This is a genomic window from Sphingobium sp. RC1 (assembly GCF_059738765.1).
The window spans coordinates 571912-593956 of record NZ_AP027306.1; the positions used below are offsets into that span (position 1 = coordinate 571912).

Annotated in this window: 28 protein-coding genes; 15 read left to right on the top strand and 13 right to left on the bottom strand. The window is 61.0% G+C overall.

All coding sequences use genetic code 11. From position 1 onward, the window contains the following. Window positions 1–2 precede the first annotated feature (2 nt). The 5 genes from AC6JBC_RS02855 to AC6JBC_RS02875 all read right to left on the bottom strand — a co-directional run bounded on the left by AC6JBC_RS02855 (window position 3) and on the right by AC6JBC_RS02875 (window position 3684). Window positions 3–425: a DUF350 domain-containing protein gene (locus AC6JBC_RS02855; RefSeq protein ID WP_498025286.1), complete on the bottom strand. Its 423-nt coding sequence runs from the start codon at window positions 423–425 to the stop codon at window positions 3–5. An 88-nt stretch (window positions 426–513) separates the two neighbouring features. Further along, entirely contained in the window at window positions 514–813 is a 300-nt protein-coding gene (locus AC6JBC_RS02860) for a hypothetical protein (RefSeq protein WP_464787473.1), read from the bottom strand. A gap of 119 nt (window positions 814–932) precedes the next feature. Beyond that, window positions 933–2174 carry a class I SAM-dependent methyltransferase gene (locus AC6JBC_RS02865; protein WP_498025287.1) on the bottom strand — a complete coding sequence of 414 codons (1242 nt, stop codon included), beginning with the start codon at window positions 2172–2174 and terminating at the stop codon, window positions 933–935. A gap of 32 nt (window positions 2175–2206) precedes the next feature. Further along, window positions 2207–2959: a molybdopterin-binding protein gene (locus AC6JBC_RS02870; protein WP_498025288.1), complete on the bottom strand. Its 753-nt coding sequence runs from the start codon at window positions 2957–2959 to the stop codon at window positions 2207–2209. After that, window positions 2956–3684 carry a cytochrome b/b6 domain-containing protein gene (locus AC6JBC_RS02875; protein WP_498025289.1) on the bottom strand — a complete coding sequence of 243 codons (729 nt, stop codon included), beginning with the start codon at window positions 3682–3684 and terminating at the stop codon, window positions 2956–2958. Before AC6JBC_RS02875 ends, AC6JBC_RS02870 begins: the two co-directional genes overlap by 4 nt. Window positions 3685–4096: 412 nt before the next feature. Here AC6JBC_RS02875 and AC6JBC_RS02880 point away from each other — a divergent pair, with 412 nt between their 5' ends. After that, window positions 4097–4606: an outer membrane protein gene (locus AC6JBC_RS02880; protein WP_464787470.1), complete on the top strand. Its 510-nt coding sequence runs from the start codon at window positions 4097–4099 to the stop codon at window positions 4604–4606. 204 nt (window positions 4607–4810) lie between these two features. Here the strand turns inward: AC6JBC_RS02880 and AC6JBC_RS02885 are convergent, their stop codons facing one another. The 4 genes from AC6JBC_RS02885 to AC6JBC_RS02900 form a co-directional block, all read right to left on the bottom strand. Continuing rightward, a complete protein-coding gene (locus AC6JBC_RS02885) occupies window positions 4811–5728 on the bottom strand; it encodes an EamA family transporter (protein WP_498025291.1) in 918 nt (305 codons plus the stop codon). Further along, a complete protein-coding gene (locus tag AC6JBC_RS02890) occupies window positions 5725–6132 on the bottom strand; it encodes an endonuclease domain-containing protein (protein ID WP_498025293.1) in 408 nt (135 codons plus the stop codon). Before AC6JBC_RS02890 ends, AC6JBC_RS02885 begins: the two co-directional genes overlap by 4 nt. A gap of 83 nt (window positions 6133–6215) precedes the next feature. Then, window positions 6216–7736, bottom strand: coding sequence for a fumarate hydratase (locus AC6JBC_RS02895; RefSeq protein ID WP_498025295.1), 1521 nt, complete (start codon window positions 7734–7736; stop codon window positions 6216–6218). A gap of 94 nt (window positions 7737–7830) precedes the next feature. After that, complete coding sequence (locus tag AC6JBC_RS02900; protein WP_498025296.1) at window positions 7831–8475, bottom strand: glutathione S-transferase family protein; 645 nt, start codon at window positions 8473–8475, stop codon at window positions 7831–7833. Window positions 8476–9022: 547 nt separating this feature from the next. Between AC6JBC_RS02900 and AC6JBC_RS02905 the strand changes: the two genes are divergently transcribed. Then, window positions 9023–10954 (top strand): ribonucleoside-diphosphate reductase subunit alpha, encoded by a 1932-nt coding sequence (locus AC6JBC_RS02905; protein WP_498025298.1) that lies wholly within the window; start codon window positions 9023–9025, stop codon window positions 10952–10954. A gap of 67 nt (window positions 10955–11021) precedes the next feature. Here AC6JBC_RS02905 and AC6JBC_RS02910 read toward each other — a convergent pair whose 3' ends face one another. Then, a complete protein-coding gene (locus AC6JBC_RS02910; RefSeq protein ID WP_498025299.1) occupies window positions 11022–11291 on the bottom strand; it encodes a DUF2171 domain-containing protein in 270 nt (89 codons plus the stop codon). Between the two features lie 87 nt (window positions 11292–11378). Between AC6JBC_RS02910 and AC6JBC_RS02915 the strand changes: the two genes are divergently transcribed. The 5 genes from AC6JBC_RS02915 to AC6JBC_RS02935 all read left to right on the top strand — a co-directional run bounded on the left by AC6JBC_RS02915 (window position 11379) and on the right by AC6JBC_RS02935 (window position 15648). Next, window positions 11379–11876, top strand: coding sequence for a hypothetical protein (locus tag AC6JBC_RS02915; protein WP_498025300.1), 498 nt, complete (start codon window positions 11379–11381; stop codon window positions 11874–11876). A gap of 49 nt (window positions 11877–11925) precedes the next feature. Beyond that, the gene (locus tag AC6JBC_RS02920) at window positions 11926–12981 is read left to right on the top strand and encodes a ribonucleotide-diphosphate reductase subunit beta (RefSeq protein WP_498025302.1); all 1056 of its coding nucleotides are present in this window, start codon (window positions 11926–11928) and stop codon (window positions 12979–12981) included. A 98-nt stretch (window positions 12982–13079) separates the two neighbouring features. Next, the gene (locus AC6JBC_RS02925; RefSeq protein ID WP_498025303.1) at window positions 13080–14036 is read left to right on the top strand and encodes a DNA cytosine methyltransferase; all 957 of its coding nucleotides are present in this window, start codon (window positions 13080–13082) and stop codon (window positions 14034–14036) included. 122 nt (window positions 14037–14158) lie between these two features. Continuing rightward, complete coding sequence (locus AC6JBC_RS02930; protein WP_498025304.1) at window positions 14159–14926, top strand: NaeI family type II restriction endonuclease; 768 nt, start codon at window positions 14159–14161, stop codon at window positions 14924–14926. A 170-nt stretch (window positions 14927–15096) separates the two neighbouring features. Further along, on the top strand, window positions 15097–15648 hold the full coding sequence (locus AC6JBC_RS02935) for a glycine zipper 2TM domain-containing protein (protein WP_498025306.1): 552 nt from the start codon (window positions 15097–15099) through the stop codon (window positions 15646–15648). Here AC6JBC_RS02935 and AC6JBC_RS02940 read toward each other — a convergent pair. Both AC6JBC_RS02940 and AC6JBC_RS02945 read right to left on the bottom strand, forming a co-directional pair. Beyond that, entirely contained in the window at window positions 15645–16076 is a 432-nt protein-coding gene (locus tag AC6JBC_RS02940) for a thermonuclease family protein (protein WP_498025307.1), read from the bottom strand. The two genes, AC6JBC_RS02935 and AC6JBC_RS02940, sit on opposite strands and share 4 nt — an antisense overlap. Before the next feature lie 284 nt (window positions 16077–16360). Then, window positions 16361–16678 (bottom strand): hypothetical protein, encoded by a 318-nt coding sequence (locus AC6JBC_RS02945; RefSeq protein ID WP_498025308.1) that lies wholly within the window; start codon window positions 16676–16678, stop codon window positions 16361–16363. A 137-nt stretch (window positions 16679–16815) separates the two neighbouring features. Here AC6JBC_RS02945 and AC6JBC_RS02950 point away from each other — a divergent pair, with 137 nt between their 5' ends. Genes AC6JBC_RS02950 through AC6JBC_RS02965 form a run of 4 tightly spaced genes read left to right on the top strand, consistent with a single transcriptional unit; the run spans window position 16816 to window position 18729 of the window. Continuing rightward, on the top strand, window positions 16816–17196 hold the full coding sequence (locus AC6JBC_RS02950) for a RidA family protein (RefSeq protein WP_464787457.1): 381 nt from the start codon (window positions 16816–16818) through the stop codon (window positions 17194–17196). Between the two features lie 4 nt (window positions 17197–17200). Beyond that, complete coding sequence (locus tag AC6JBC_RS02955; protein ID WP_196224626.1) at window positions 17201–17557, top strand: ArsC family reductase; 357 nt, start codon at window positions 17201–17203, stop codon at window positions 17555–17557. Between the two features lie 51 nt (window positions 17558–17608). Beyond that, on the top strand, window positions 17609–18034 hold the full coding sequence (locus AC6JBC_RS02960; RefSeq protein WP_460986827.1) for an RrF2 family transcriptional regulator: 426 nt from the start codon (window positions 17609–17611) through the stop codon (window positions 18032–18034). Window positions 18035–18072: 38 nt separating this feature from the next. Next, window positions 18073–18729 (top strand): MBL fold metallo-hydrolase, encoded by a 657-nt coding sequence (locus AC6JBC_RS02965; RefSeq protein WP_498025309.1) that lies wholly within the window; start codon window positions 18073–18075, stop codon window positions 18727–18729. Window positions 18730–18732: 3 nt separating this feature from the next. Here AC6JBC_RS02965 and AC6JBC_RS02970 read toward each other — a convergent pair whose 3' ends face one another. Beyond that, entirely contained in the window at window positions 18733–19161 is a 429-nt protein-coding gene (locus AC6JBC_RS02970) for an MAPEG family protein (RefSeq protein ID WP_498025311.1), read from the bottom strand. Between the two features lie 209 nt (window positions 19162–19370). Here AC6JBC_RS02970 and rpmF point away from each other — a divergent pair, with 209 nt between their 5' ends. The 4 genes from rpmF to ihfA all read left to right on the top strand — a co-directional run bounded on the left by rpmF (window position 19371) and on the right by ihfA (window position 22028). After that, window positions 19371–19550: a 50S ribosomal protein L32 gene (rpmF, locus tag AC6JBC_RS02975; protein ID WP_081570365.1), complete on the top strand. Its 180-nt coding sequence runs from the start codon at window positions 19371–19373 to the stop codon at window positions 19548–19550. Between the two features lie 65 nt (window positions 19551–19615). Continuing rightward, a complete protein-coding gene (plsX, locus tag AC6JBC_RS02980; RefSeq protein WP_449474679.1) occupies window positions 19616–20641 on the top strand; it encodes a phosphate acyltransferase PlsX in 1026 nt (341 codons plus the stop codon). Next, on the top strand, window positions 20638–21606 hold the full coding sequence (locus AC6JBC_RS02985; RefSeq protein ID WP_498025313.1) for a beta-ketoacyl-ACP synthase III: 969 nt from the start codon (window positions 20638–20640) through the stop codon (window positions 21604–21606). The genes plsX and AC6JBC_RS02985 overlap by 4 nt, the downstream gene beginning before the upstream one ends. A 125-nt stretch (window positions 21607–21731) precedes the next feature. Then, the gene (gene ihfA, locus AC6JBC_RS02990) at window positions 21732–22028 is read left to right on the top strand and encodes an integration host factor subunit alpha (RefSeq protein WP_449474233.1); all 297 of its coding nucleotides are present in this window, start codon (window positions 21732–21734) and stop codon (window positions 22026–22028) included. Window positions 22029–22045 lie beyond the last annotated feature (17 nt).

Here is a 22045-nt window from a genome sequence, read left to right on the forward strand (position 1 = left end):
GCTTAGCCCGCCACGGCCGCCGCCGTCAGGCAGGCGATCGCGACTTTCATCGTGGCCAGGAAGATGGCGGCCGACCGCTCATTCGCCTCGATCCGTGCGGACAGGGAACCGAGCAGGAAATCCACGAAGCGGAAGGCGATGAGTTGCAGGATCAGCGTGACGCTGCCCCAGATGATCACGTCCCAGACATTGACCGACCCGGCGAGGCACAGCGCCAGAGGAATGGTCAGCCCGATGGCGGCGCCGCCAAGCGATATCGCCGCCGCCTCATTCCCCGCGCGGATCAGGGCGAATTCGTCGTGCGGCGTAATCCACATATAAAGCGCCAGCGCCGCCAGCCAGGCCAGCGTTGCGGAGGCGAGGTGCAGCAGGAAGATGGGGAGCCCGGACAGCAGGCTCTGGATGACGGGCATGGGATCGCTCATGCCACCAAGGATGCCGCAACCTGATCCCCGCTTCAATCAGGGATCGGGTTGCGGAAGTGTTTCTGTGCCTGATTCAGGCAGTTATCTTTTATCGGCAGATGCGTACGCGGACATCCCGGTCGCGATAATAGTCATAGCGCCATTCGGTCCAGCAGCGCTGGCGATAGCGGAAATGATGCCGCCGTCCATCGCGCCAATAGCGTCGGTCGTTGTGCCAGCGGCGGTCGTCGCGACGGTCCCAATCGCGGTCATGGCGCCCGTCACGCCAGTCCCGGTCGCCATAGCCATAATAGCCGCCGCGATATTGCGCCTGGGCGGGCGCGGCAGTTGCGCCCAGCGCGGTAATCGCCAATCCCAGCGCGGTCGCGCCCTTCACGAAGATGTTCATTTCCTCTCTCCTCACTAGCACCCCCGGACGCATGGCGTTCAGCGGGGCTACGGATGAGAAGATGCACTTGGCTGACTGAACAGTCCGGGAACGGCGCTGTCAGCCAGCGTTCAGGGGGACTATTTGCCGCGCAGTTCGTCCTCGGCAGACACCATATAGTCGCGCGTGATCGGCAGGGATCGGCGATTGCGCGTATATTGTACCTGGTAGTTCACCATGCTGCCATGTTCGAACACCGTGGCCGCGCCCGCCAGATAGAAGGTCCACAGGCGGAAGAAGCGCTCGTCATACAGAGCGATGATGTCCGCCCGGTGCGCCATGGTGCGGGCATACCATTGGCGGATGGTCAGGCCGTAATGCAGGCGCAGCACCTCCACGTCCGTGACCATCAGCCGCGTACCCTCGCTGCCCTGGATCATTTCGGACAGCGCCGGGATATAGCCGCCGGGGAAGATATATTTCTGGGTGAAGGCATCGGTGATGCCCGGCCCATCGACGCGGCCGATCGTATGGATCAGCATCACGCCATCGGGCGTCAGAAGATCGCGGCACTTGTCGAAGAAGGTGCGGTAATGCGCCGTGCCGACATGTTCGAACATGCCGACCGATACGATCCGGTCGAATGGCCCGTCTATATCGCGATAGTCGATCAGCTCGAAACGGACATGATCGGCGACGCCTGCTTCCTCCGCCCGTTGCCGCGCGACCTTAAGCTGTTCCTCCGACAGGGTGATGCCGGTCACATCGACGCCGCAGGTGCGGTGCAGATAGAGGGCCATGCCGCCCCAGCCGCAGCCAATGTCCAGCACCTTCATGCCGGGCTTCAGATGCAGCTTGGCCGCGATATGCGCTTTCTTGTCCTCTTGCGCCTGTTCCAGGCTGATCCCCGCATCATTGTCCGCGTCCGGGAAATAGGCGCAGCTATATTGACGGTCGCGATCGAGGAAGAGGGCGTAGAGGGCGCCGGACAGATCATAATGATGGGCGACATTCGCCTTTGACCGCGCGCGGTGATTGGCGCGCCAGAGCGTATGGCGGATCGATTTGAACCCGCGTTTCAGCCGCCCCTTGTCGCTGATCGACTTGCCGCTTTCCCAACTGTTGTTGGCGCGGATCAGCGAGATCAGTTCCATGATCCCGCCCCCTTCGATCGTGACGCGCCCGTCGATATAGGCCTCCGCCATGCCGAGGCGCGGGTCCTTGATAATGTCGAAGGGCACGCGCGCGTCGCGGAATTTCAGCGCGAGCGAGGGGAAGGCCGGATCGGGCGTGCCCGCCGTCACCTTCCTGCCGTCATGATAGATGATGGTCAGCTGTCCTCGTGTGACCAGCCGCTTGATGACGCGATCGAATAATTTCATGGGCGGCAAATTGTCAGGTCATGCAGCGCCCGTCAAATGCCTGCATACCAATCATAATTGGCGCGATCTTCCCAATAGCCGCCCTTGCCGTCGCCGATGCCGGATAGGCTGTTGACGGCCTTAATCTCCATCAAATATTTGGCCTGCTTATAGCCAAGCTGCCGCTCCACACGCAGGCGCAGCGGCGCGCCATTGGCTACCCTCAGCGGCTGGTCATTGAGCGCGAAGGCGAGGATCGTCTGCGGGTGAAAGGCGTCGACCATGTCGATGCTTTCATAATAGGGCCGCCCGTCGCCCATGAAGTCAGCGCATTTGAAGACGAGATAGCGCGCGCTGTCGCTCATTCGTGCACCGTCGAGGAGGAGGCGGAGCGGCACGCCGCGCCATTTGCCGATGGCGCTCCATCCTTCGACGCAGTCATGGCGGGTGATCTGCTCGCGGTGCGGAAGGCTGTGCAGCTGGGCAAGGGACAGCGAAAGAGGGCGGCCGACCAGCCCGGTGACCTTTAGCCGCCAATCGGCAAAGCCCGTCCGCCACAGGGCGCGATATTCGGGCGTGTCGGGATTGGCGGTTCCGTTGGGCCGGAAGAAGGGAGAAATCTGGTCGGGCCTGAACTCCCGCGCCAGCGCGTCGCGCGCCATCAGGCTGCGCTGCGCCCATTTGTGGAAATTCTCGGCGGAGAACAGCGCGTCCCGCACATGTTCGTTGCGTGCCAGCCAGTCGCAGCCCGACAGCGAAGCCGCCGCGCCGAGCATCAGCGTGCGGCGATTGAGGATCAGGCTCATGGCCTCTCCTCCGGCAAGCGGTAGCGCCCGATGATGATCGATCGCACTTCGTTCGCCGGGCCTGCCAGCAGCACCATGGTCAAGTGGACAAGGAAGAAGGCGACGAGCGCGAAGGCGGTGATGAAGTGGATCGATCGCGCCGATTGCCGCCCACCGAACAGATCGACCAGCCACGGCCAGGCCGCGTTCATGCCCGGCGACATGGTGAGGCCGGTGAGAATGATAAGTGGCAGGGCGACGAAGATGACCGCGATATAGCTCGCCTTCTGCAGGACATTATAGCGCAGTGCCGCCTGACCCGTCGGGAAGCGCAGCCGCGCATGATCGAGCATGTCCTGCCAGATATGACGCGGCGCCAGCTCGCCTTTCCGGAAAGCAAGGTCGCGGCCAATATGGTGGCTCAGCAACGCCCAGAGCATATAGGCAAGCAGCGCGAAGGCGAAGACGGGCGCAGCCGCGAGATGCCAGTGCCGCGACATCGCCAGATCATAATGGGCGGGCAGGGTGATCCATTTGCCAAAACGCTCCAGCTTCAGCCACGGCTGATCGAAATTCGCGCCATAATGGCCCCAATAGAGGCGCGGATGGGCATTGAAGATGCCAAGTCCGCTGGTGAAGAGGATGTAGAGCAGCCCGGCATTGATCCAGTGCCACAGCCGCACCGGCCAGCGGTGGCGCAGTACCGGCGGCGCCTTGTCGCCTGAGGGGGAGGGGCCGCTGTCCATCGCCCGCTGTTACCCTTTTGCATCAATCGCGTCAAAAATCGCCAGCCATATCGGAACGTATCCGAAATGAGGTGCCGGTTCATCTTCTGGCCACATTCTCTGTGGATAGGAGCGCTCGGCCTTGCCTCAGGGTCTTGCTGTGGCGGAAAATGCGGGAATAAGATGGTGAAGAAAAGATGACTGTTGCGAAATAGCATCATCCATCGACAATCTTCATATCGATATTGCAACATTGATCAAAGACAGCCATATGCGCCATCGCTTACGACGCAAGATCGGGGCAAGCAGGGATGGGGTAAAGGGGTCACTTCATAGCGACGCTCGAAGCTGAATGCTTCGATACCATGCCTGTTATATATCAAGAGTGCGATCCGCTTCCTGGATGATGCACGTCTTACCGCATGAGGACATTATGAAGACTGTGATTTTCGCAGCTGTTGCTGCTGCTGCCGCTTTCTCGGCTCCCGCTTTCGCGCAGGACGCTGCGCCCTTCACCGGCCCCCGCGCTGGCGTGACCGTTGGCTATGACAGCCTGGGTGACGAAGAAGGCGTCAGCTACGGCGTGACCGCTGGCTACGACCTGCCGGTTGCCCAGAACATCACCTTCGGCCCGGAAGTTTCGCTCGGCGACACCACCACCGACGCTCCTGGCGTTGACGTGAGCCGCGATCTGGCCGCTTCGGTTCGTCTGGGTTACGTCGTGAACCCGCAGTTCCTGGCGTTCGCCAAGGTTGGCTATGCTGACACCCGTTTCGAAGTGCTCGGCACCAACGTGAATTTCGAAGGCGTCCGCTTCGGTGGTGGTCTGGAATTCGCTCTGACCAGCAACGCTTACATCTCGGCTGAATATCAGCGCACCGAGTATGAAGACAATTTCGGCGGCCGTGACGCTGGCGTTGTCGGCATCGGTTTCCGTTTCTAATCCCTCTCGGATCTGAAACACAGGAGGGCGGTCCCATCGGGGCCGCCCTTTTTGTTTGTCGGTCTTTGGCTTCGCAGGCAGCTTCGCGAAGCTGGCGCCATAGTTTCAGAGTAGCCCCGCATGGGGCGAAGCGGCAAGCAATGCTATGGTGATCGAGCGAGGTCTTGCGTGGGTGCCGGGCTGCTGCCCTCCATCCCCACGAAGCTACAGCGACCCGGCCAGCGCCAGCACCACGCCGCTCACGACCAGCAACAGGCCCATCACCTCGCTGCGGGTCATCCGCTCTCCAAGGTAGAAGTGGCCAAAGCCCAGGGTGAAGGCTACCTCCACCTGGCCCACGATGCGCACCAGCGCCACGGGCGCGGTCGCAAATCCGGTGAACCAGCAGGCCGATCCCAGGGCCGAGAGCAAGCCGACCTGCCCCGAAATACGCCAGCTCGCGAACACCTTCCGCATCTCCGCCGGTTCGCGCAGCAGCAGATAACCGCCCTGCATCAGCGTCTGGAGTGACACGGTGGCCACCAGTACGATCAGGGCGGCCAGGATCGGGTCGCTGCCGCCGACTTCCTGCGTCGCGCGCCTGATGCCGATGGCGGTGAGGGCGAAGAAAAAGCCTGACGCGATTCCGGTCAGCGCGGCGGGCTGACCAAGCGCCTTGAGGAAATCGGCTGGTCCCATGCGCTTGCCGCCGGTCGATAGCAGCATGACTCCGGCAACGCCGCAGCCGATGCCCGCCCAGGCGAGGGGGCTGAGCCGCTCCCCCATCAACAGGAAGGACAGTGCCGCGCCCTGCACCGCTTCCGTCTTGGAATAGGCTGTGCCGACCACGAAATTGCGGTGGGCGAAGGCCATGATCAGCAGGTTGGTGGCGATGATCTGCGCCAGGCCACCGCCGATGCAGAACAGCAGGAAGGATGGGTCGGGGTGAGGCAGGGGCACCTTGCCTATCGAAACATATCCGGTCAGCAGCAACAGCGCGAAGGGCAGGCCGTAAAGATAGCGGACGAGCCCCGCCGCATTGATCGACAGGCTATGGCTGACCCGCCGCTGCACCGCCGTGCGCCATGCCTGAAGCGCGCCTGCGAACAGGGTGGCTGGGAGCCAGATGGGCGAGGTGATCACTTAATCCTCCCCATCATGAGATGGGGAGGGGGACCAGCCGCAGGATGGTGGAGGGGAAAGGCGCGGCAGTTGTTCAGGATATGCGACGTCACATTTTCGAGGTTGCGCAAAACATCGGTGGCTTTGATCCTCAAAACCTTGATCCCCTGTGCTCGCAACCACTCATCTCGTCGCCGATCATGCGCGATCTGTTCGATGTGATCGTGCCCGCTGCCATCCACCTCAACCGCCAGCGCCACCGAAGCGCAGTAAAAATCCAACACATAAGGCCCAACCGGATGCTGGCGGCGGAATTTCAGCCCCTCTGGTCGCTGCCTGAGCCATTGCCACAGAGCGACTTCTGGTGGCGACATAATCCGCCGCAAGTCGCGCGCATTATCGACTGTCTTTCTTCTCGGCGGCATCGTGCTATTCCCCTCCACCACTCGCTATGCGAGCGGTCCCCCTCCCCATCTCTCGATGGGGAGGATTTGGAGCCGCCATATCTTCACGCGCCTTCGAGAAGGCCTTCCTTCTTGATCTTTTCCTGCCACACCAGCGGGGCGAGGCGGTGGACGTTTTGGCCTTCGCTGTCCACGGCGACGGTGACGGGCATGTCAGCCACGTCAAATTCATAGATGGCTTCCATGCCGAGGTCTTCAAAGCCGACCACCTTCGCGCCCTTGATCGCGCGGGCGACGAGATAAGCCGCGCCGCCGACCGCCATCAGATAGGCGCTCTTATGCTTGGCAATCGAATCCGTCGCCGCCGGGCCGCGCTCGGCCTTGCCGACGCAGGCGGCGAGGCCCTGTTCCAGCATCATGTCCATGAACTTGTCCATGCGGGTCGCGGTGGTGGGACCGGCCGGGCCGACCACTTCGTCGCGCACCGGATCGACCGGGCCGACATAATAGATGACGCGGCCCTTGAAATCGACCGGCAGTTCCTCGCCAGCGGCCAGCATGTCGGCGATCCGCTTGTGCGCGGCGTCGCGGCCGGTCAGCATCTTGCCGTTCAGCAGCAGGCGGTCGCCATGCTTCCAGCTCTGCACGACGTCGGGCGTCAGCGTATCGAGATCGACGCGGATCGCTTCCTTGCTCGGCTTCCAGTCGACCTGCGGCCATTCGGACAGCTTGGGCGCCTCCAGATAGGCTGGGCCGGAGCCGTCGAGCGTGAAATGCGCGTGACGGGTGGCGGCGCAGTTGGGGATCATCGCCACCGGCTTGCCCGCCGCATGGCAGGGATAGTCGTAGATCTTGACGTCGAGGATGGTCGAAAGCCCGCCCAGACCCTGCGCGCCGATGCCCAGCGCATTGACCTTGTCGAAAATCTCGATGCGCAGCTTCTCGATGTCATTCTGCGGCCCGCGCGCCTTCAGTTCGCCCATGTCGATGGGCTCCATCAGCGATTCCTTGGCCAGCGCCACGGCCTTTTCCGCCGTGCCGCCGATGCCGATGCCCAGCATGCCGGGCGGGCACCAGCCAGCGCCCATTTGCGGGATCATCTCCAGCACCCAATCGACGATCGAATCGCTGGGGTTCATCATCTTGAACTTGGTCTTGTTTTCCGAGCCGCCGCCCTTGGCTGCGACGTCCACCGTCACCTTGTTGCCCGGCACCATCTCGACATTCAGCACGCAAGGCGTGTTGTCCTTGGTGTTCTGGCGCGAAAAGGCCGGGTCGCGCAGGATGGAGGCGCGCAGGCGGTTTTCGGGGTTGAGGTAAGCGCGGCGCACGCCTTCATCGACGACGTCCTGCATCGACCGGCTATTGTCGTCGAAGCGGCAGTCCATGCCCCATTTGATGAAGACATTGACGATGCCGGTATCCTGGCAGATCGGGCGGTGCCCTTCGGCGCACATGCGGCTGTTGGTCAGGATCTGGGCGATGGCGTCCTTGGCCGCCGGGTTGGCCTCCGCTTCATAGGCTTTGCCCAGCGCGCGGATATAATCCATCGGATGATAATAGCTGATGAACTGGAGCGCGTCGGCGACGCTCTCGATCAGGTCGGCGGTCTTGATGACGGTCATCTACCCAAAGTCCCTATTTTGCGCCCGGCCCTGCACGGCGGGTCTTCGCAGGCGCGGCTAATAGGGATTGGGCCGAGAGTCCAGATATCCCGAGCTATCCGTTGGCATAGGGGAACATGTGCCACCAGGGCTCCTTCTCCTCCAGCACCCGTGCAAAGCTCGGCCGCGCCTCCAGCCGGTCGAGATAGGCGGCCAGCGCGGGAAAGCCGCCGCGCATCGGCTCCACCTTGTCGGCATAGAAGAGGGCGGGGGCAGCCGCACAATCCGCCAGGGTGAATTCATCCCCGGCCGCCCACTGCCGCGCGCCGATCCGATCCTCCAGCATCGCATAAGCCTTGCCCAGCAGGATGCGCGCCTCGCCAACCCCATGCGGATCGCGCGCATCGTCGGGCCGCAGCCGGTCGGCGACGATCTTCTGCATCGGCGTCATCACAAAATTGTCGAACAGCCGGTCCATCAGCCGCACCTCCAGCGCTTGGGCGGGATCGGTGGGGATCGGGCGGAAGGGGCCGGGGCACTGCTGCCCCAGATATTCGATGATGATGCTCGCCTCGGCGACCGTCTGGTCGCGCGCCTCGTCGCGCAGCACCGGGAATTTGCCGAGCGGCCACAGCGCGAGCCACGCTTCCGCCACGCCGGGCTCCTCCATCATCGCCCGTTCGAACGATGTGTCATTCTCATAAAGGGCGATCAGCACCTTCCAACAATAGGAGGAAAGGGGGTGATAATAGAGAATCATCGGCTCTGCCTCGTTGCATGGTCCGGGCGGTAGGATCGTGCCTCTTACCATGGTTTCCGGGTGGTTTCTCGACTACTCCTCATCCACAGTTGATCCACATCAGCTTGTGGATAAGTTGTGGATGAACCACCATCCTTAGCGGAACAGGGCAGGGGTGCTGACCTGATCCCGGCAATTTCGGTGCCAAGCGAAAATTATTTTCGTTCTCAAATTGTTTCCCTTGCCTTTTGCAAGAGCGCCGGAAGTTGGCGCGTCGCTGCAATGCAGGATGACCGCCATGCCATGCAGATGGGATCTCCTGCGCCGTCCGGAGTCTTCATACCGTCATTTACCCTCTTGCAAGCATATGAAGCTGTGGCACTATCCCTTGTATCGGGTTAACGGGGGTTACCCAACAGATTGTGATTGTACCGACCGGACCATTTCCGGGCGAGAGGCGTTTTGTCTCATGCGATCCGCTGCTGGCGCACCCCGCTGCCGTTCCGGGCGGCCTTACAAGATGAGGCTTGACCGAATCGAACGAAACAGGAACATTCGGGGGCTCGGAATGGATTTTCGTGACAGCGAACAGACAGGTGCAAGTGACGTGGCGACGGTAATCGACGAAGTGGTGGAAGCAGCGGCGGAAAAGAAGGCTGCGCCAGCCAAGGAGGCCGTGCGTTCTTCTTCGTCCATCCAGGCGCGCCGGTTCGACGTGGTCACGGACGAAAGCCGTGATGCGCTGCTGACGGAATTCGGCAAGGATACGCTGAAGGACCGCTATCTGCTGCCCGGTGAAAATTATCAGGACCTGTTTGCTCGCGTCGCTGCGGCCTATGCCGATGACCAGGCGCATGCCCAGCGTGTCTATGACTATATCTCGCGCCTGTGGTTCATGCCCGCGACGCCCGTGCTGTCGAACGGCGGCACCGGACGCGGCTTGCCGATCAGCTGCTACCTCAACAGCGTGGACGACAGCCTGGAAGGCATCGTCAACACCTGGAACGAGAATGTCTGGCTCGCATCGCGCGGCGGCGGCATCGGCACCTATTGGGGCAGCGTACGCGGCATTGGCGAGCCGGTCGGCCTCAACGGCAAGACCAGCGGCATCATCCCCTTCGTCCGCGTGATGGATTCGCTCACCCTCGCCATCAGCCAGGGTTCGCTGCGCCGTGGTTCGGCCGCCTGCTACCTCGACGTCTCTCATCCGGAGATCGAGGAGTTTCTGGAAATCCGCAAGCCAAGCGGCGATTTCAACCGCAAGGCGCTCAACCTCCACCATGGCGTGCTGCTGACCGACGAGTTCATGGAAGCGGTCCGCACCGGCGCCGAGTTTTCGCTCAAATCGCCAAAGGACGGCTCCGTCCGTGGCACGGTCGATGCGCGCAGCCTGTTCCAGAAGCTGGTGGAAACCCGCCTGGCGACGGGTGAACCCTATATCGTTTTCTCCGACACCGTGAACAGCATGATGCCCAAGCATCATCGCGATCTCGGCCTGAAAGTTTCGACTTCCAATCTTTGTTCAGAAATCACACTGCCGACGGGTCGCGACCATCTCGGCAATGACCGGACGGCGGTTTGCTGCCTTTCGTCCCTGAATCTGGAAACCTGGGACGAATGGAACAAGGACCCCGTCTTTGTTGAGGACGTCATGCGCTTCCTCGACAATGTGCTGCAGGACTATATCGACCGTGCGCCGGACGAAATGGCGCGGGCGAAATATTCGGCGGCGCGTGAACGGTCAGTGGGCCTGGGGGTGATGGGGTTCCACTCCTTCCTCCAGGCCCGTGGCCTTCCTTTCGAAGGGGCGATGGCCAAGAGCTGGAACCTGCGCATCTTCAAGCATATCAGCGAGAAGGTGAACGACGCCTCGATGCAGCTCGCGGTCGAGCGTGGGCCGTGCCCTGACGCCGCCGACATGGGCGTGATGGAACGGTTCAGCTGCAAGATGGCGATCGCGCCCACCGCGTCGATCAGTATCATCTGCGGCGGCACCAGCGCCTGTATCGAGCCGATCCCGGCCAACATCTACACGCACAAGACGCTGTCCGGCAGCTTCGTGGTGAAGAACCCCTATCTCGAAAAGATCCTGCGGGACAAATCGAAGGATTCGACCAACGTCTGGAACACGATCCTGGAACGCGGCGGGTCCGTCCAGCATCTCGATTTCCTCAGCCAGGAAGAAAAGGACACGTTCAAGACCAGCTTTGAGATCGACCAGCGCTGGCTGCTCGAACTGGCAGCCGACCGCACGCCCTTCATCGATCAGGCGCAGTCGCTGAACCTGTTCATTCCGGCGGACGTGGAAAAGTGGGACCTGATGATGCTCCACTTCCGCGCATGGGAACTGGGTATCAAGTCGCTCTACTATCTGCGGTCAAAGTCGGTGCAGCGCGCCGGTTTCGCTGGCGGGGTGGAGGCCGACAATACCATCGACGCACCGAAATTCGAGCTGGCCGGGGGAAGCACAGACTATGACGAATGTCTTGCGTGCCAATGAGTTAATGGGGGGGATGGGCGCGGCGGTGGCAACACTGACCGCGCCCACACATTCAGCCCCGGAGGCTTTACCCCTCGTCCTTTTCTTCTTCAAAGAGGACAGCGTTGGCACCGGTCGCAGACAGCCTCACAGTGCCATCCTCATCAACCCCGGCGATCAGTCCCTGACTGATATAATGATGATGCCCGGAGTGACTTCCCTGGCCGCTATCCGCCTTGATCAGCTTGATACGATCGCTTCCGTCGGGTCCTTTGGCGACATGATCGACAGTGCCGACATGGACGCCATCAGCGCCAATAACCTCAGCATGTTCCTTGATGCTGGTAAGATCAACCATCATATTGCTCCTGTGCCGGGAATGACGGGGACCAAACGTCTCGCGCCCGCGCAGGTTGCGCTTGTCCATTAATTCGCGGAGCCGACCGTGCGTCTTCACGCCCACAATGCTAGCCTGTTTTCCAAGATGTCGCTGTGGCACTGTGTTCTTGCATTGCTGGCTGGTTTTTTGGCTTCACCGGTTATCGCAAAAGAAACGTCGGCTTGGGCCGTCGGTGATGGTATGAAGGAGTTTAGGCGGCTGGAAAAGCTGGGAGTGAGCGTGCCCGGGTGGTTTTTGATCCCAAACGCTCCTCCATCACCAGCAGACAAATATCGTCCGACCACGCCGGCGGACAAAACCGTTAGCACGTTGGTCAACATCAAGTTCAACGCAGGGGCTGATCAACCGAGTGAATGCGAGGTTTTGATGACGAATGCGTCAGCCGATTTCGCTCAGCGTCTCTGCGGACCAAGTCTTAAAATCCGAATTAAGCCGGAAATGATTCGCCAAAAGCCCGCTCAAGCACATTTCTGGATTCACGTGTATGATAACGGTGAGAGCCTTCAGTCTACACTCACTGGCATGGAATTCAGTCCAAGCTGAGCGCAGGGGCTAAAGCCTTTACATTATTGAATTTTACGGAGCCGACCCGATGCCCCTTCTTCAAGCCAGCAAGGTCTACAAGCCTTTCGAGTATCCTTGGGCCTATGAGTTCTGGAAGCGCCAGCAGCAGTTGCACTGGCTGCCCGAGGAAGTGCCTCTGGGCGAGGATTGCCGTGACTGGGCGCAAAAGCTCAGCGATCACGAACGCAACCTGCTGACCCAGATTTTCCGCTTCTTCACGCAGGCGGACGTGGAAGTGCAGGATTGCTACCACGAAAAATATGGCCGCGTGTTCAAGCCGACCGAAGTGAAGATGATGCTGACCGCGTTCAGCAACATGGAAACGGTCCATATCGCCGCCTACAGCCATCTGCTCGACACGATCGGCATGCCGGAGACCGAATATTCGGCCTTCATGCAGTATAAGGAGATGAAGGATAAGCATGACTATCTGAGCCAGTTCGGCGTCGATACGGACGAGGATATCGCCAAGACGCTGGCGATGTTCGGCGGCTTTACCGAAGGGCTCCAGCTCTTCGCTTCCTTCGCCATGCTGATGAACTTCCCGCGCTTCAACAAGATGAAGGGCATGGGCCAGATCGTCACCTGGTCGGTGCGCGACGAAACGCTGCACTGCGAAGGCATCATCAAGCTGTTCCACGCCTTCACCAAGGAACGCGACTGCCTGACGCCGTCGGTCAAGGACGACATCATGGACATGTGCCAGAAGACGGTGCGGATCGAGGACGCGTTCATCGACCTCGTCTTCGAAATGGGACCTGTGCCGGGCATGACGCCCAAGGACATCAAGAAATATGTCCGCTACATTGCCGACTGGCGTCTGGGGCAGCTGGGTTTAAAGCCCATCTACATGATCGACGAGCACCCGCTGCCCTGGCTGACCCCGCTGTTGAACGGCGTGGAGCACGCCAACTTCTTCGAAACCCGCGCGACCGAATATTCGAAGGGCGCGACGCGCGGTCAGTGGAACGAAGTGTGGGACGCGTTTGATCGGCGCAAACAGCTGAAGGCTGGCGACGCAGCTAATGTGGATGAGCCGAGCGACCCGGACATGTTCAAGGCTGCGGGGATCGCGGCGGAGTAGATTGTGTCGGTGCCAGCCTCATCCATCACGAATGAGGCTGGTTGACAAGAACATAAGAAGAACGCAATGCTCTAGCTTCCTCTAGGGCGGGGTTGTCCATGAATTCCATTGAATTTTGTGCAGGAGCGGGCGGTCAGGCGCTGGGGCTTGAACTTGCCGGTTTCCGGCACGAGGCGCTGGTCGAGATAGAGGCGGATTACGCGAAGACGCTGCGGCTCAACCGACCGGATTGGGACGTGCGCACGGCAGATATGAATGTCTTTGATGGACGTGCGTACAAGGGCGTTGATATTCTCGCCGCGGGTTTGCCTTGTCCGCCATTTTCCATGGCAGGCAAGCAGCTTGGGGAGAAAGACGAGCGCAATCTTTTTCCAGCGGCAATCCGGCTCATCGACGAGATTCGGCCCAAAGCTGTGATGATCGAAAATGTTCGAGGATTCCTTTCGGCTGTTTTCGATGACTACCGCAATCATTTGAAGGTCCAGCTCAAAAAGCTTGGATATACTGCGGATTGGCGATTGCTGAATGCGTCAGACTTTGGCGTGCCACAGTTGAGGCCGCGAGTGGTCATTGTGGCAGTGCGCGACGATCTGAATGATGTTTTCGACTGGCCTGCCCCTCTTCCTCATAATCCGCCCACAGTCGGTCAAACCTTGCATGATCTAATGGCCGCTGAGGGCTGGCCGGGAGCAAAAAGCTGGGCTGAACGCGCCAACGACATTGCTCCTACTATCGTCGGGGGATCGAAAAAGCATGGAGGCCCCGATTTGGGTCCCACGCGCGCACGACAAGCATGGGCGTCGCTCGGAGTGGAAGGGCGTACAGTGGCAGAACAAGCGCCCGGCCCGGATTATGTTGGAATGCCACGCCTGACTGTCAGAATGGTAGCGCGTATCCAGGGGTTTCCGGATAATTGGCAATTTTATGGGCGGAAAACCACAGCTTACCGGCAAGTTGGAAATGCGTTTCCTCCTCCGGTTGCCAAAGCGGTAGCTCAGAATCTTCGCGTTGCCCTGTCAGTCCGGAAGCATTTCCCCGTCCGGTCGGTAGCGTGAACCTGTTCGCTTCCAACGGGCACAGCGCGCTGCCGGAATCTCATCCGGACTGCGCTGACCTCCTGATTTTGTAAGCGGATCTGCTGAAGGCTGTTGGCGGGCGGGAGCGGTTTGAGGAAAAGTTGAGAGGCTTCTTCCGCTCTGCAATAGATGAGGTGATAGACACAGCGAGGACAGGTCGCTTCTATTTTAGTGACCTTGAAAAGACCGAGAAAACCTACCTCGGCACAAAATTTGAGATCTTGCTACGTGACTGGTTACAAGTTCCCAAAGGCGTCAGGCTGGACCTGCTGATTGGGGGACGGGAAGTCGATGTGAAATCGACGACCGGCGGCGGTTTTGGGTGGATGATCCCGCCCGAAGCGATCGGGCAGTTTTGTATCCTGCTTCGCGTCAACGAGGATATTTTCAAATGTTCGGTGGGCCTTGTTCGTGCGCGCAACGAATATCTCCGTACCGGGATCAATCGAGATCAAAAGACCTCTATTTCCGCCTCCGGCCGATCTAATATCTGGTGGATGGTTTCTGATTTCGATTATTCGCCCAATTTCTGGTCCCGGATCAGCAAGGGCCAGCGTGATGCGATCATGGGGAGTGGCAAGGGGACCAAAAGGCTCGCCGCGCTCTTTGAGAACTGCATTGGTATACCGGTTTCACGCGTGCAAGTCGCTGCTGTCGCGGCGCAGGACGATTATATGAAGCGTATCCGGCGCAATGGCGGGGCTCGCGATATCCTTGCCCCGAAAGGCATCGCAGTCCTGTATTCTGAAAATGACCGGTCGGTGATGCGTCGTCTTGGCATCAAATTTGGGTATCGGGAATTTGTTTCTTATACGCCCAAGAATCCCGACGAAGAGGCACTTCTTCGCTCGGAGGGCCATATAGATTAACGGCGGATAGACTGGGCTGATCGAATTTCACGGGGAGAAGGGCGCGTCGGCTCTGAAAGCAATTCACCTGTCCCCTCGCTGAACGCGCCGTTTTGTTCCGTTCATGCAACGTCCATGCGCGTTGAAGTGTTTAGCTCCACAGCCTGTCAAAATAAGGCAAGGAGCAGAATATGAAGATCACCCTTAAATCCACGCTGGCTGCGCTGTCGCTTGGTGCGATGGCCCTGACCGGCACGGTCGCCACGGCCCAGGGCTATGGCCGCGATCACCATCGTGAGTGGCGCGACCGCGATGACCGTGGTGACCGGGGCGATCGCCACTGGCGCGATCGTGACCACCGCGACTGGAAGCGGGACGGCCGCCACGACAATGGCCGCCACAAAGGTCATTGGAAGCGTCCCGGCGGCGTCGTCTACAGCTATGACTGGAACCGTCCGGATCGCCGCTATGGCAGTCGTTATCGGCCCGATCGCTATTATCGCAGCGGCTATGAGCCGATCCGCGTGACGCGCGGGACGCGTATCTATCGCGGCTATGACGATCGCTATTATTGCCGCCGTTCGGACGGCACGACCGGTTTGATCGTCGGCGCGGCGCTCGGCGGGTTGCTCGGCGGGCAGCTGGATCGCGGCTATTCCAATACCGCTGGCGTGTTGATCGGCGCGGGTGCGGGCGCTCTGCTCGGCCGCGAGATCGATCGTGGCGGTCTGAACTGCCGCTAACTACGGCACCATGGCTGGCGCGCTCCTGTCCAGGGGCGCGCCAGACCTTCGGCGACCAGCCGAGCCCCGATTGACCGCCCCTGCCGCGTCACGATGCGCAGGGTTCTTCCATAACGATCCCGTTCCCGCTCTACCGCCGTAAGTGAAAAGGCGCCCGCATTGAGCAGCGCCAGCAGCCGCTGCGTTGCCCGCATGCCCAGCGCGCCCTCGGCGGTGCAACGCGGCCCGTGGGTTTCCGGCGTGTCGATGTCGGCAATGCGGATTTTTAGGCCATCCAGCCAGAAGGTATCTCCATCGACCACGCAATCCGGCCCGCCCATGCCGTGGCAAAGGCTGAAGCGTGACGAAGGATTTTCCGCCCGGACAGGCTCCGCCGATCCGATCAGCAGGAGGTGGAGGGCGAGGAGGGGCGGAACTAGTTTGCACAAGCGGATCATCCCGCCAGCCTAGGCCGCGCTGCTGACGGCGCGCGGCGAAGCTGATCCGTTTACCCTCCGTTATGGCGGATTTGGGGCTTTGGCGCTTCGCGCGCTAAATCGGAACTGCCTCCTTTGCCATTCGTCCCGAGCCTGTCAAAGGACTGCAATTCATTTTAGAAAGAAGAGGGCTTCGACATTCGAACGAGACAAGTGACTCGTTCGGACAGCCCGAACGGGGTTGAGGTTCCCGGACGCGCCACCCTAGCGGCTAATGGCAGGAGGGTGCCTCGGCGCTATTCCTCGTCCTCGGTGCGGCCGAGATAGTCTTCCTCATCGTCCATCTGCGGTTCGCCCGCGAAGGCGTCATTGTCGATCCGTCCGGAACGGTTCATTTCCTTCATCCGCTCCACCAGGTCCGGCGTGTCTTCGGGAATAATCTGGGCGCGATTTGGGGTTCCGCCCCGTTCGCAGTCCTCCGACAGATCGGTGCTGCGCACGCGGGCGTCGTCGGCAACATCCTGCGCCTGCGATCCCCGTTCCCTCTGCTCGTCATTTTCCTCGATATCGTCGGGAAGGCGATCCTTGTCTGACTGATCCTTTGGCTGGTCCATGGAATGTCTCCTTGCCTGCCCAACCGATCAACCGGGGCGCCCGTTCCATGGCTGTCCAAAAGGCGCTGGACAGGGGAGACGGCAGGGGGCAAGAGCCGCCCGATCCCTTTCATCGCTACCCCTTCGAAGGAAATCCCATGTCCCGCAAACTCATCTCCTCGGGTTCGCCTTTCGAGGCGCAGGTCGGCTATTCACGCGCAGTCGTCCAGGGCGACTGGTGCTTCGTCGCTGGCACGACCGGGACCGATCCGGAAACCAAGACGATGCCGGAAAGCGTCGTCGATCAAGGCGTCAATGCGCTGAAGGTCATCGGCAAGGCGCTGGAGGACGCAGGCTTTTCCTTCGCCGATGTCGTGCGCGTGACCTATTATATCACCGACCCGGCCTATTGGGACGACCTTGGCAAAGCGACCGCGCCCGTGTTCGGTGAGATTCGCCCGGCGGCAAGCTGCGTCGTCACCGGCCTCATCAAGCCGGAGATGAAGATCGAGATCGAAGTCACCGCGTTCAAAGGCTGACCCCATGATTACCATGTATGGCATCAAAAATTGCGACACGATCAAGAAGGCGCGCAATTTCCTGGACAATGAGCGCGTCTCCTACAGCTTCCACGATTATAAGGTGTCCGGCGTGGACAAGGGCAAGCTGGAGGAATGGGTGATGGAGCATGGGTGGGAAACCATCCTCAACCGTTCCGGCACCACCTTCAAGGCGCTGGACGCGGGCGACAAGGCACATATCGACGCGGAAAAGGCGATCCTGCTGATGAGCACCAACCCTTCCATGATCAAGCGGCCGATCCTGGATGTCGGTGGTCGGACAGTCGTTGGCTTCAAGGCTACGACCTATGAAGAAGCGCTGAGCAAGGTGAAGGCCTGATCGGCCCTGCGGCGGCTTGTCAAATGAGGCGCGGGGGCGAATAACGGGAATATGCTTTCGCAGAAGACCCGTTACGCCATCCGCGCTCTCCAGCATCTTGCCGACCGCTACCGTCAGGGACCTGTGCCGCTGAACGAAATCGCGACGCGGCAGAATATTCCGGCGAAGTTCCTGACGGTCATCCTGTCGGAACTCTCCCGCGAAGGGCTGGTGGCGACGCAGCGGGGGCGGGACGGGGGTTATTGGCTCGCGCTGGCTCCTGTCGATGTGAGCTATGGCGACATCGTGCGGCTGACCCGAGGATCGCTGGCGCTGACGCCCTGTGCCAGCCGATTCGCGCATGAAACCTGCACCAACTGCCTGCCCGAATCGGAATGCAGGCTGCATCGCGTGATGCTGCGCGTGCGGGATGAGACAGCGAAGGTGCTGGACGGGATCAGCCTGGCCGAACCGCTGGCGATGGAAGACGCGGGCTAGCTCTTGCGCGCCGCGTCCCGCTTCGCCACATCTCCGCCATGACCACGCCTCCGCTCAAAGCCGCCCTGATTCCTGTCACTCCGTTGCAGCAGAATTGCACGCTCTTCTGGTGCACGGCCACCAATCGGGGCGCTTTCGTCGATCCGGGCGGGGACCTGCCACGGCTGAAGGCGGCCGCCGAGCAGCAGGGCGTGACGATCGAGAAGATATTGGTGACGCACGGCCATATCGACCATTGCGGCGAGGCGGGCATCTTGGCCAAGGAACTCGGCGTCCCGATCGAAGGGCCGCATGAGGCCGATCGCTTCTGGATCAGCCGTCTGGAAGAGGACGGCCGCAATTATGGCGTGAACGGGAAGATCTTCGAGCCCGATCGCTGGCTGGCCGATGGCGATCAGGTGACGGTCGGCGATCTGGTGCTGGACGTCTATCATTGCCCCGGCCACACGCCCGGGCATGTGGTCTTTCATCACGCTCCCAGCAAGCTCGCGATCGTCGGCGACGTGCTGTTCCAGGGATCGATCGGCCGTACGGATTTCCCGATGGGCAATCACCAGCAACTGATCGACGCCATCACGGGCAAGCTTTGGCCGCTGGGTGGCGACACTGCCTTTGTCCCCGGCCACGGCCCGATGAGCGATTTCGCGCATGAGCGCCGCACCAATCCCTTCGTTGGTGACGTGGTCCTCGCCTAACGCCTAGCGCGCGGCCATGGCTGGCGGCGCAGGCACCGCGCGGGTCGCATGATAGGCAACATAGAGGGCAGCCACCGCTAGCGCCGCCGTCACCACCCAGGTGAGCAGCGCTCCGCCCGCGCGCCAGGCGGTGGGGCGGTCGGCGTCCATGCCTATCCCGTGCGACGCGCGCGCGATGACATAGGTGAGCGCCCCTATCCACAGCCCTAGCGGCGATCCTATGGCCAGTTCGATCAGGGCGAAGAGGATGAGGATGATCGGCGTATATTCGACGAAGTTCGCATGCGCTCTTATCCGCCGTGCGAGCAGCGGATCGCCGCCATCGCCATGCAGCACTTTGCCGCCGACGCGAATCCGGACGCAGCGAAATGCGAGCCACAGGTTGAGAAGCGCGCAGGCGGCGGCCAAGGTCAGCGTAATCGGCAACAGCATCGCATGTTCTCCCTATCCTTACGTTGCCGGTACAATAGGCGGCCATCGTTTCGGGGCAAGGAAGGACTTGCGCCCCTGCCAAAAAACGCTATAGGCGCAGGGCTTCGCGATCACCCGGGCCGCATGGGTCTGCGGCGCCTGTGGCGTCGATATTCATCGGATTTCGGCCAGTCGCTTAACCAGATCTAATTATGGAATAAGGTGCCGACATGGCTGTCCCAAAGAGGAAAACTTCCCCGTCCCGTCGCGGCATGCGTCGCAGCCACGACGCGCTGCGCGTTGAAGCGTTCCAGGAATGCTCGAACTGCGGTGAACTCAAGCGCCCGCATAATCTGTGCGACGCCTGCGGCCACTATAACGGCCGCGAAGTCGTTGCCGTCGGGGCCTGACGACACACTCCCTCCTGCAAAGGTGTCCTGAAGTGTCCAGCCAACCGCGAATCGCAATCGACGCGATGGGCGGGGATGAAGGCGTGCGCGTGATGATGGCGGGTGTAGCGCTCGCCCGTCACCGCCACGAAGGGCTACGCTTCACCCTTTTTGGAGACGAGGCGCGGATCAAGGCCGCCCTCGACAATCATCCAAATCTGCGGGCCGCGTCCGAAGTGGTGCACGCCAGCGATGTCGTGTCTGCGGGGGACAAGCCCAGCGCTGCCATCCGCAAGAAGGCCAGCTCCATGAGCATGGCGATCGCTGCCGTTAAGGCGGGCGAGGCGGGTGCTGCGGTCTCGTCCGGCAATACCGGCGCCTTGATGGCGATGGCCAAGCTTGCGCTGCGCACCATGCCGGGCATTGATCGACCGGCTCTGGCGGCTTTGCTGCCCACGCTCGGTGACAATGATGTGGTCATGCTGGACCTGGGCGCCAATACCGAATGCGACGCCCGCAACCTTGTGCAATTCGCGGTGATGGGCGCGGCCTATGCGCGCATCGCTTTCGATCTTGAACGCCCGCGCGTTCGCATCATGAACATCGGCACGGAAGACATGAAGGGCACGGAAGAAATCCGTGACGCCGCCGCGATCCTGCGCGCGGCGACGAGCCTGCCCCTGTCGTTCGATGGCTTTACCGAAGGCGACAAGATCGGACGTGGCGAGGCCGATGTGATCGTCAGCGACGGTTTTTCCGGCAATGTGGCGTTGAAGACGGCGGAGGGTACGGCCCGTTTCGTCACCGATCTGCTGCGCACGGCCTTCACCAGCTCCATCCGGTCCAAGATCGGGTTCCTGATTTCCAAGCCCGCCATGCACCTGCTCAAGCATCATCTGGACCCCAACAACCATAATGGTGCGGTGTTTCTGGGCCTGAACGGTGTCGTGGTGAAAAGCCATGGCAACGCCAATGACAAGGGCGTTGCCAATGCCGTCCATGTCGCTGCGCGGCTGTTGGAAGAAGACATCACGCGGCGTATCGCCGCCGACATGGCGGGCGTCAGCGCGCTTTCGGCCGTGGCGTCCAAACAGGAGCTCGCCGCAAAGTGATTCGCAAGTCCGTTCTTCTGGGTACGGGTTCGGCTCTCCCGGTTCGTGCTGTCAGCAACGCTGAACTGGCAGAGACCGTGGACACGAGCGACGAATGGATCGTCGAACGCACCGGCATCCGCAATCGCCATATCGCGGGCGACGGCGAAACAACCGCAAGCCTTGCGACCGATGCTGCTCGCGCGGCACTGGATGCGGCGGGCCTGGCTGCGCAGGATATCGACCTCATCATTCTGGCGACGGCTACGCCCGACCAGACCTTTCCCGCCAGCGCGACCATTGTGCAGGCAGCGCTGGGCATCAATGATTGCGTGGCCTTCGACGTCGCGGCTGTGTGTTCGGGCTTTCTGTACGCGGTGACGGTGGCGGACAGCATGATCCGGTCGGGCGCCGCGCAGAAGGCGCTGGTGATTGGGTCGGAGACGTTCAGCCGCATCCTTGATTGGGAGGATCGGACTACCTGCGTCCTGTTCGGGGATGGCGCGGGGGCGATCGTACTGGGCGCGGAAGAGAGCGCGGACGGCGCGCGCGGCATATTGGCTTCAAAGCTGCATGCTGACGGTCGGCACAACCAGCTTCTTTATGTCGATGGCGGACCTTCGACGACGAAGACGGTCGGCAAGCTGCGCATGAAGGGGCAGGAAGTCTTCCGCCATGCGGTCGTCAACCTTGCGTCGGTACTGACCGAGGTCATGGAAATAGCGGGCCTCGGCACCGACAAGATCGACTGGCTGATCCCTCATCAGGCGAATGCGCGCATCCTGGATGCTACCGCGCGGAAGCTGAAGCTGTCGCCCGATCGCGTGGTCATGACGGTGGATCGCCACGCCAATACGTCCGCCGCTTCGGTGCCATTGGCGCTTGACCTGGCCATGCGAGATGGCCGGATTCAGTCGGGCGACCTGCTCGTGCTGGAGGCGATGGGCGGGGGCTTTACCTGGGGCGCTTGCGTCCTGCGGGTCTAAGCCAAGGCATCTACCCGGAATTCTTTGACTTTCTTCGGCGAGTCATCTTGCCGAATCACTCAGCTTATCGCACAATTTACCATTGTCGTCGGCATTGACCCGGCGGATGAAGGTGGGGACGTTCGATGACTGGCAATGGCACCCTGACACGCGCAGATCTGGCGGAAAGCGTCAATCGTCATATTGGCCTTTCACGGTCCGAGGCCGCGGCGCTTATCGAGTCCATATTGGAACATATGACCTCCGCACTCGAACGCGGCGAAAATGTGAAGATATCGAGCTTTGGCACCTTCGTTCTGCGCGACAAGACCCAGCGCATGGGCCGTAATCCCAAGACAGGGGTTGAGGTGCCGATCGAACCACGCCGCGTGCTGACCTTCCGCGCCAGCCAGACCATGCGGGACCGCGTTGCCGCATCGTGACGGGTTAGGATAGATGC

Excerpts from the sequence above, each read along its gene's own strand:
- plsX (WP_449474679.1), top strand. The coding sequence starts at position 19,616 with ATGGGCGGGGATGAAGGCGTGCGCGTGATGATGGCGGGTGTAGCGCTC.
- AC6JBC_RS02905 (WP_498025298.1), top strand. The coding sequence starts at position 9,023 with ATGGATTTTCGTGACAGCGAACAGACAGGTGCAAGTGACGTGGCGACG.
- AC6JBC_RS02945 (WP_498025308.1), bottom strand. The coding sequence starts at position 16,678 with ATGGACCAGCCAAAGGATCAGTCAGACAAGGATCGCCTTCCCGACGAT.
- AC6JBC_RS02875 (WP_498025289.1), bottom strand. The coding sequence starts at position 3,684 with ATGGACAGCGGCCCCTCCCCCTCAGGCGACAAGGCGCCGCCGGTACTG.
- AC6JBC_RS02895 (WP_498025295.1), bottom strand. The coding sequence starts at position 7,736 with ATGACCGTCATCAAGACCGCCGACCTGATCGAGAGCGTCGCCGACGCG.
- AC6JBC_RS02960 (WP_460986827.1), top strand. The coding sequence starts at position 17,609 with ATGCTTTCGCAGAAGACCCGTTACGCCATCCGCGCTCTCCAGCATCTT.
- AC6JBC_RS02865 (WP_498025287.1), bottom strand. The coding sequence starts at position 2,174 with ATGAAATTATTCGATCGCGTCATCAAGCGGCTGGTCACACGAGGACAG.
- ihfA (WP_449474233.1), top strand. The coding sequence starts at position 21,732 with ATGACTGGCAATGGCACCCTGACACGCGCAGATCTGGCGGAAAGCGTC.
- rpmF (WP_081570365.1), top strand. The coding sequence starts at position 19,371 with ATGGCTGTCCCAAAGAGGAAAACTTCCCCGTCCCGTCGCGGCATGCGT.
- AC6JBC_RS02870 (WP_498025288.1), bottom strand. The coding sequence starts at position 2,959 with ATGAGCCTGATCCTCAATCGCCGCACGCTGATGCTCGGCGCGGCGGCT.
- AC6JBC_RS02955 (WP_196224626.1), top strand. The coding sequence starts at position 17,201 with ATGATTACCATGTATGGCATCAAAAATTGCGACACGATCAAGAAGGCG.
- AC6JBC_RS02965 (WP_498025309.1), top strand. The coding sequence starts at position 18,073 with ATGACCACGCCTCCGCTCAAAGCCGCCCTGATTCCTGTCACTCCGTTG.
- AC6JBC_RS02935 (WP_498025306.1), top strand. The coding sequence starts at position 15,097 with ATGAAGATCACCCTTAAATCCACGCTGGCTGCGCTGTCGCTTGGTGCG.
- AC6JBC_RS02890 (WP_498025293.1), bottom strand. The coding sequence starts at position 6,132 with ATGCCGCCGAGAAGAAAGACAGTCGATAATGCGCGCGACTTGCGGCGG.
- AC6JBC_RS02855 (WP_498025286.1), bottom strand. The coding sequence starts at position 425 with ATGAGCGATCCCATGCCCGTCATCCAGAGCCTGCTGTCCGGGCTCCCC.
- AC6JBC_RS02920 (WP_498025302.1), top strand. The coding sequence starts at position 11,926 with ATGCCCCTTCTTCAAGCCAGCAAGGTCTACAAGCCTTTCGAGTATCCT.
- AC6JBC_RS02860 (WP_464787473.1), bottom strand. The coding sequence starts at position 813 with ATGAACATCTTCGTGAAGGGCGCGACCGCGCTGGGATTGGCGATTACC.
- AC6JBC_RS02970 (WP_498025311.1), bottom strand. The coding sequence starts at position 19,161 with ATGCTGTTGCCGATTACGCTGACCTTGGCCGCCGCCTGCGCGCTTCTC.
- AC6JBC_RS02925 (WP_498025303.1), top strand. The coding sequence starts at position 13,080 with ATGAATTCCATTGAATTTTGTGCAGGAGCGGGCGGTCAGGCGCTGGGG.
- AC6JBC_RS02950 (WP_464787457.1), top strand. The coding sequence starts at position 16,816 with ATGTCCCGCAAACTCATCTCCTCGGGTTCGCCTTTCGAGGCGCAGGTC.
- AC6JBC_RS02910 (WP_498025299.1), bottom strand. The coding sequence starts at position 11,291 with ATGGTTGATCTTACCAGCATCAAGGAACATGCTGAGGTTATTGGCGCT.
- AC6JBC_RS02900 (WP_498025296.1), bottom strand. The coding sequence starts at position 8,475 with ATGATTCTCTATTATCACCCCCTTTCCTCCTATTGTTGGAAGGTGCTG.
- AC6JBC_RS02880 (WP_464787470.1), top strand. The coding sequence starts at position 4,097 with ATGAAGACTGTGATTTTCGCAGCTGTTGCTGCTGCTGCCGCTTTCTCG.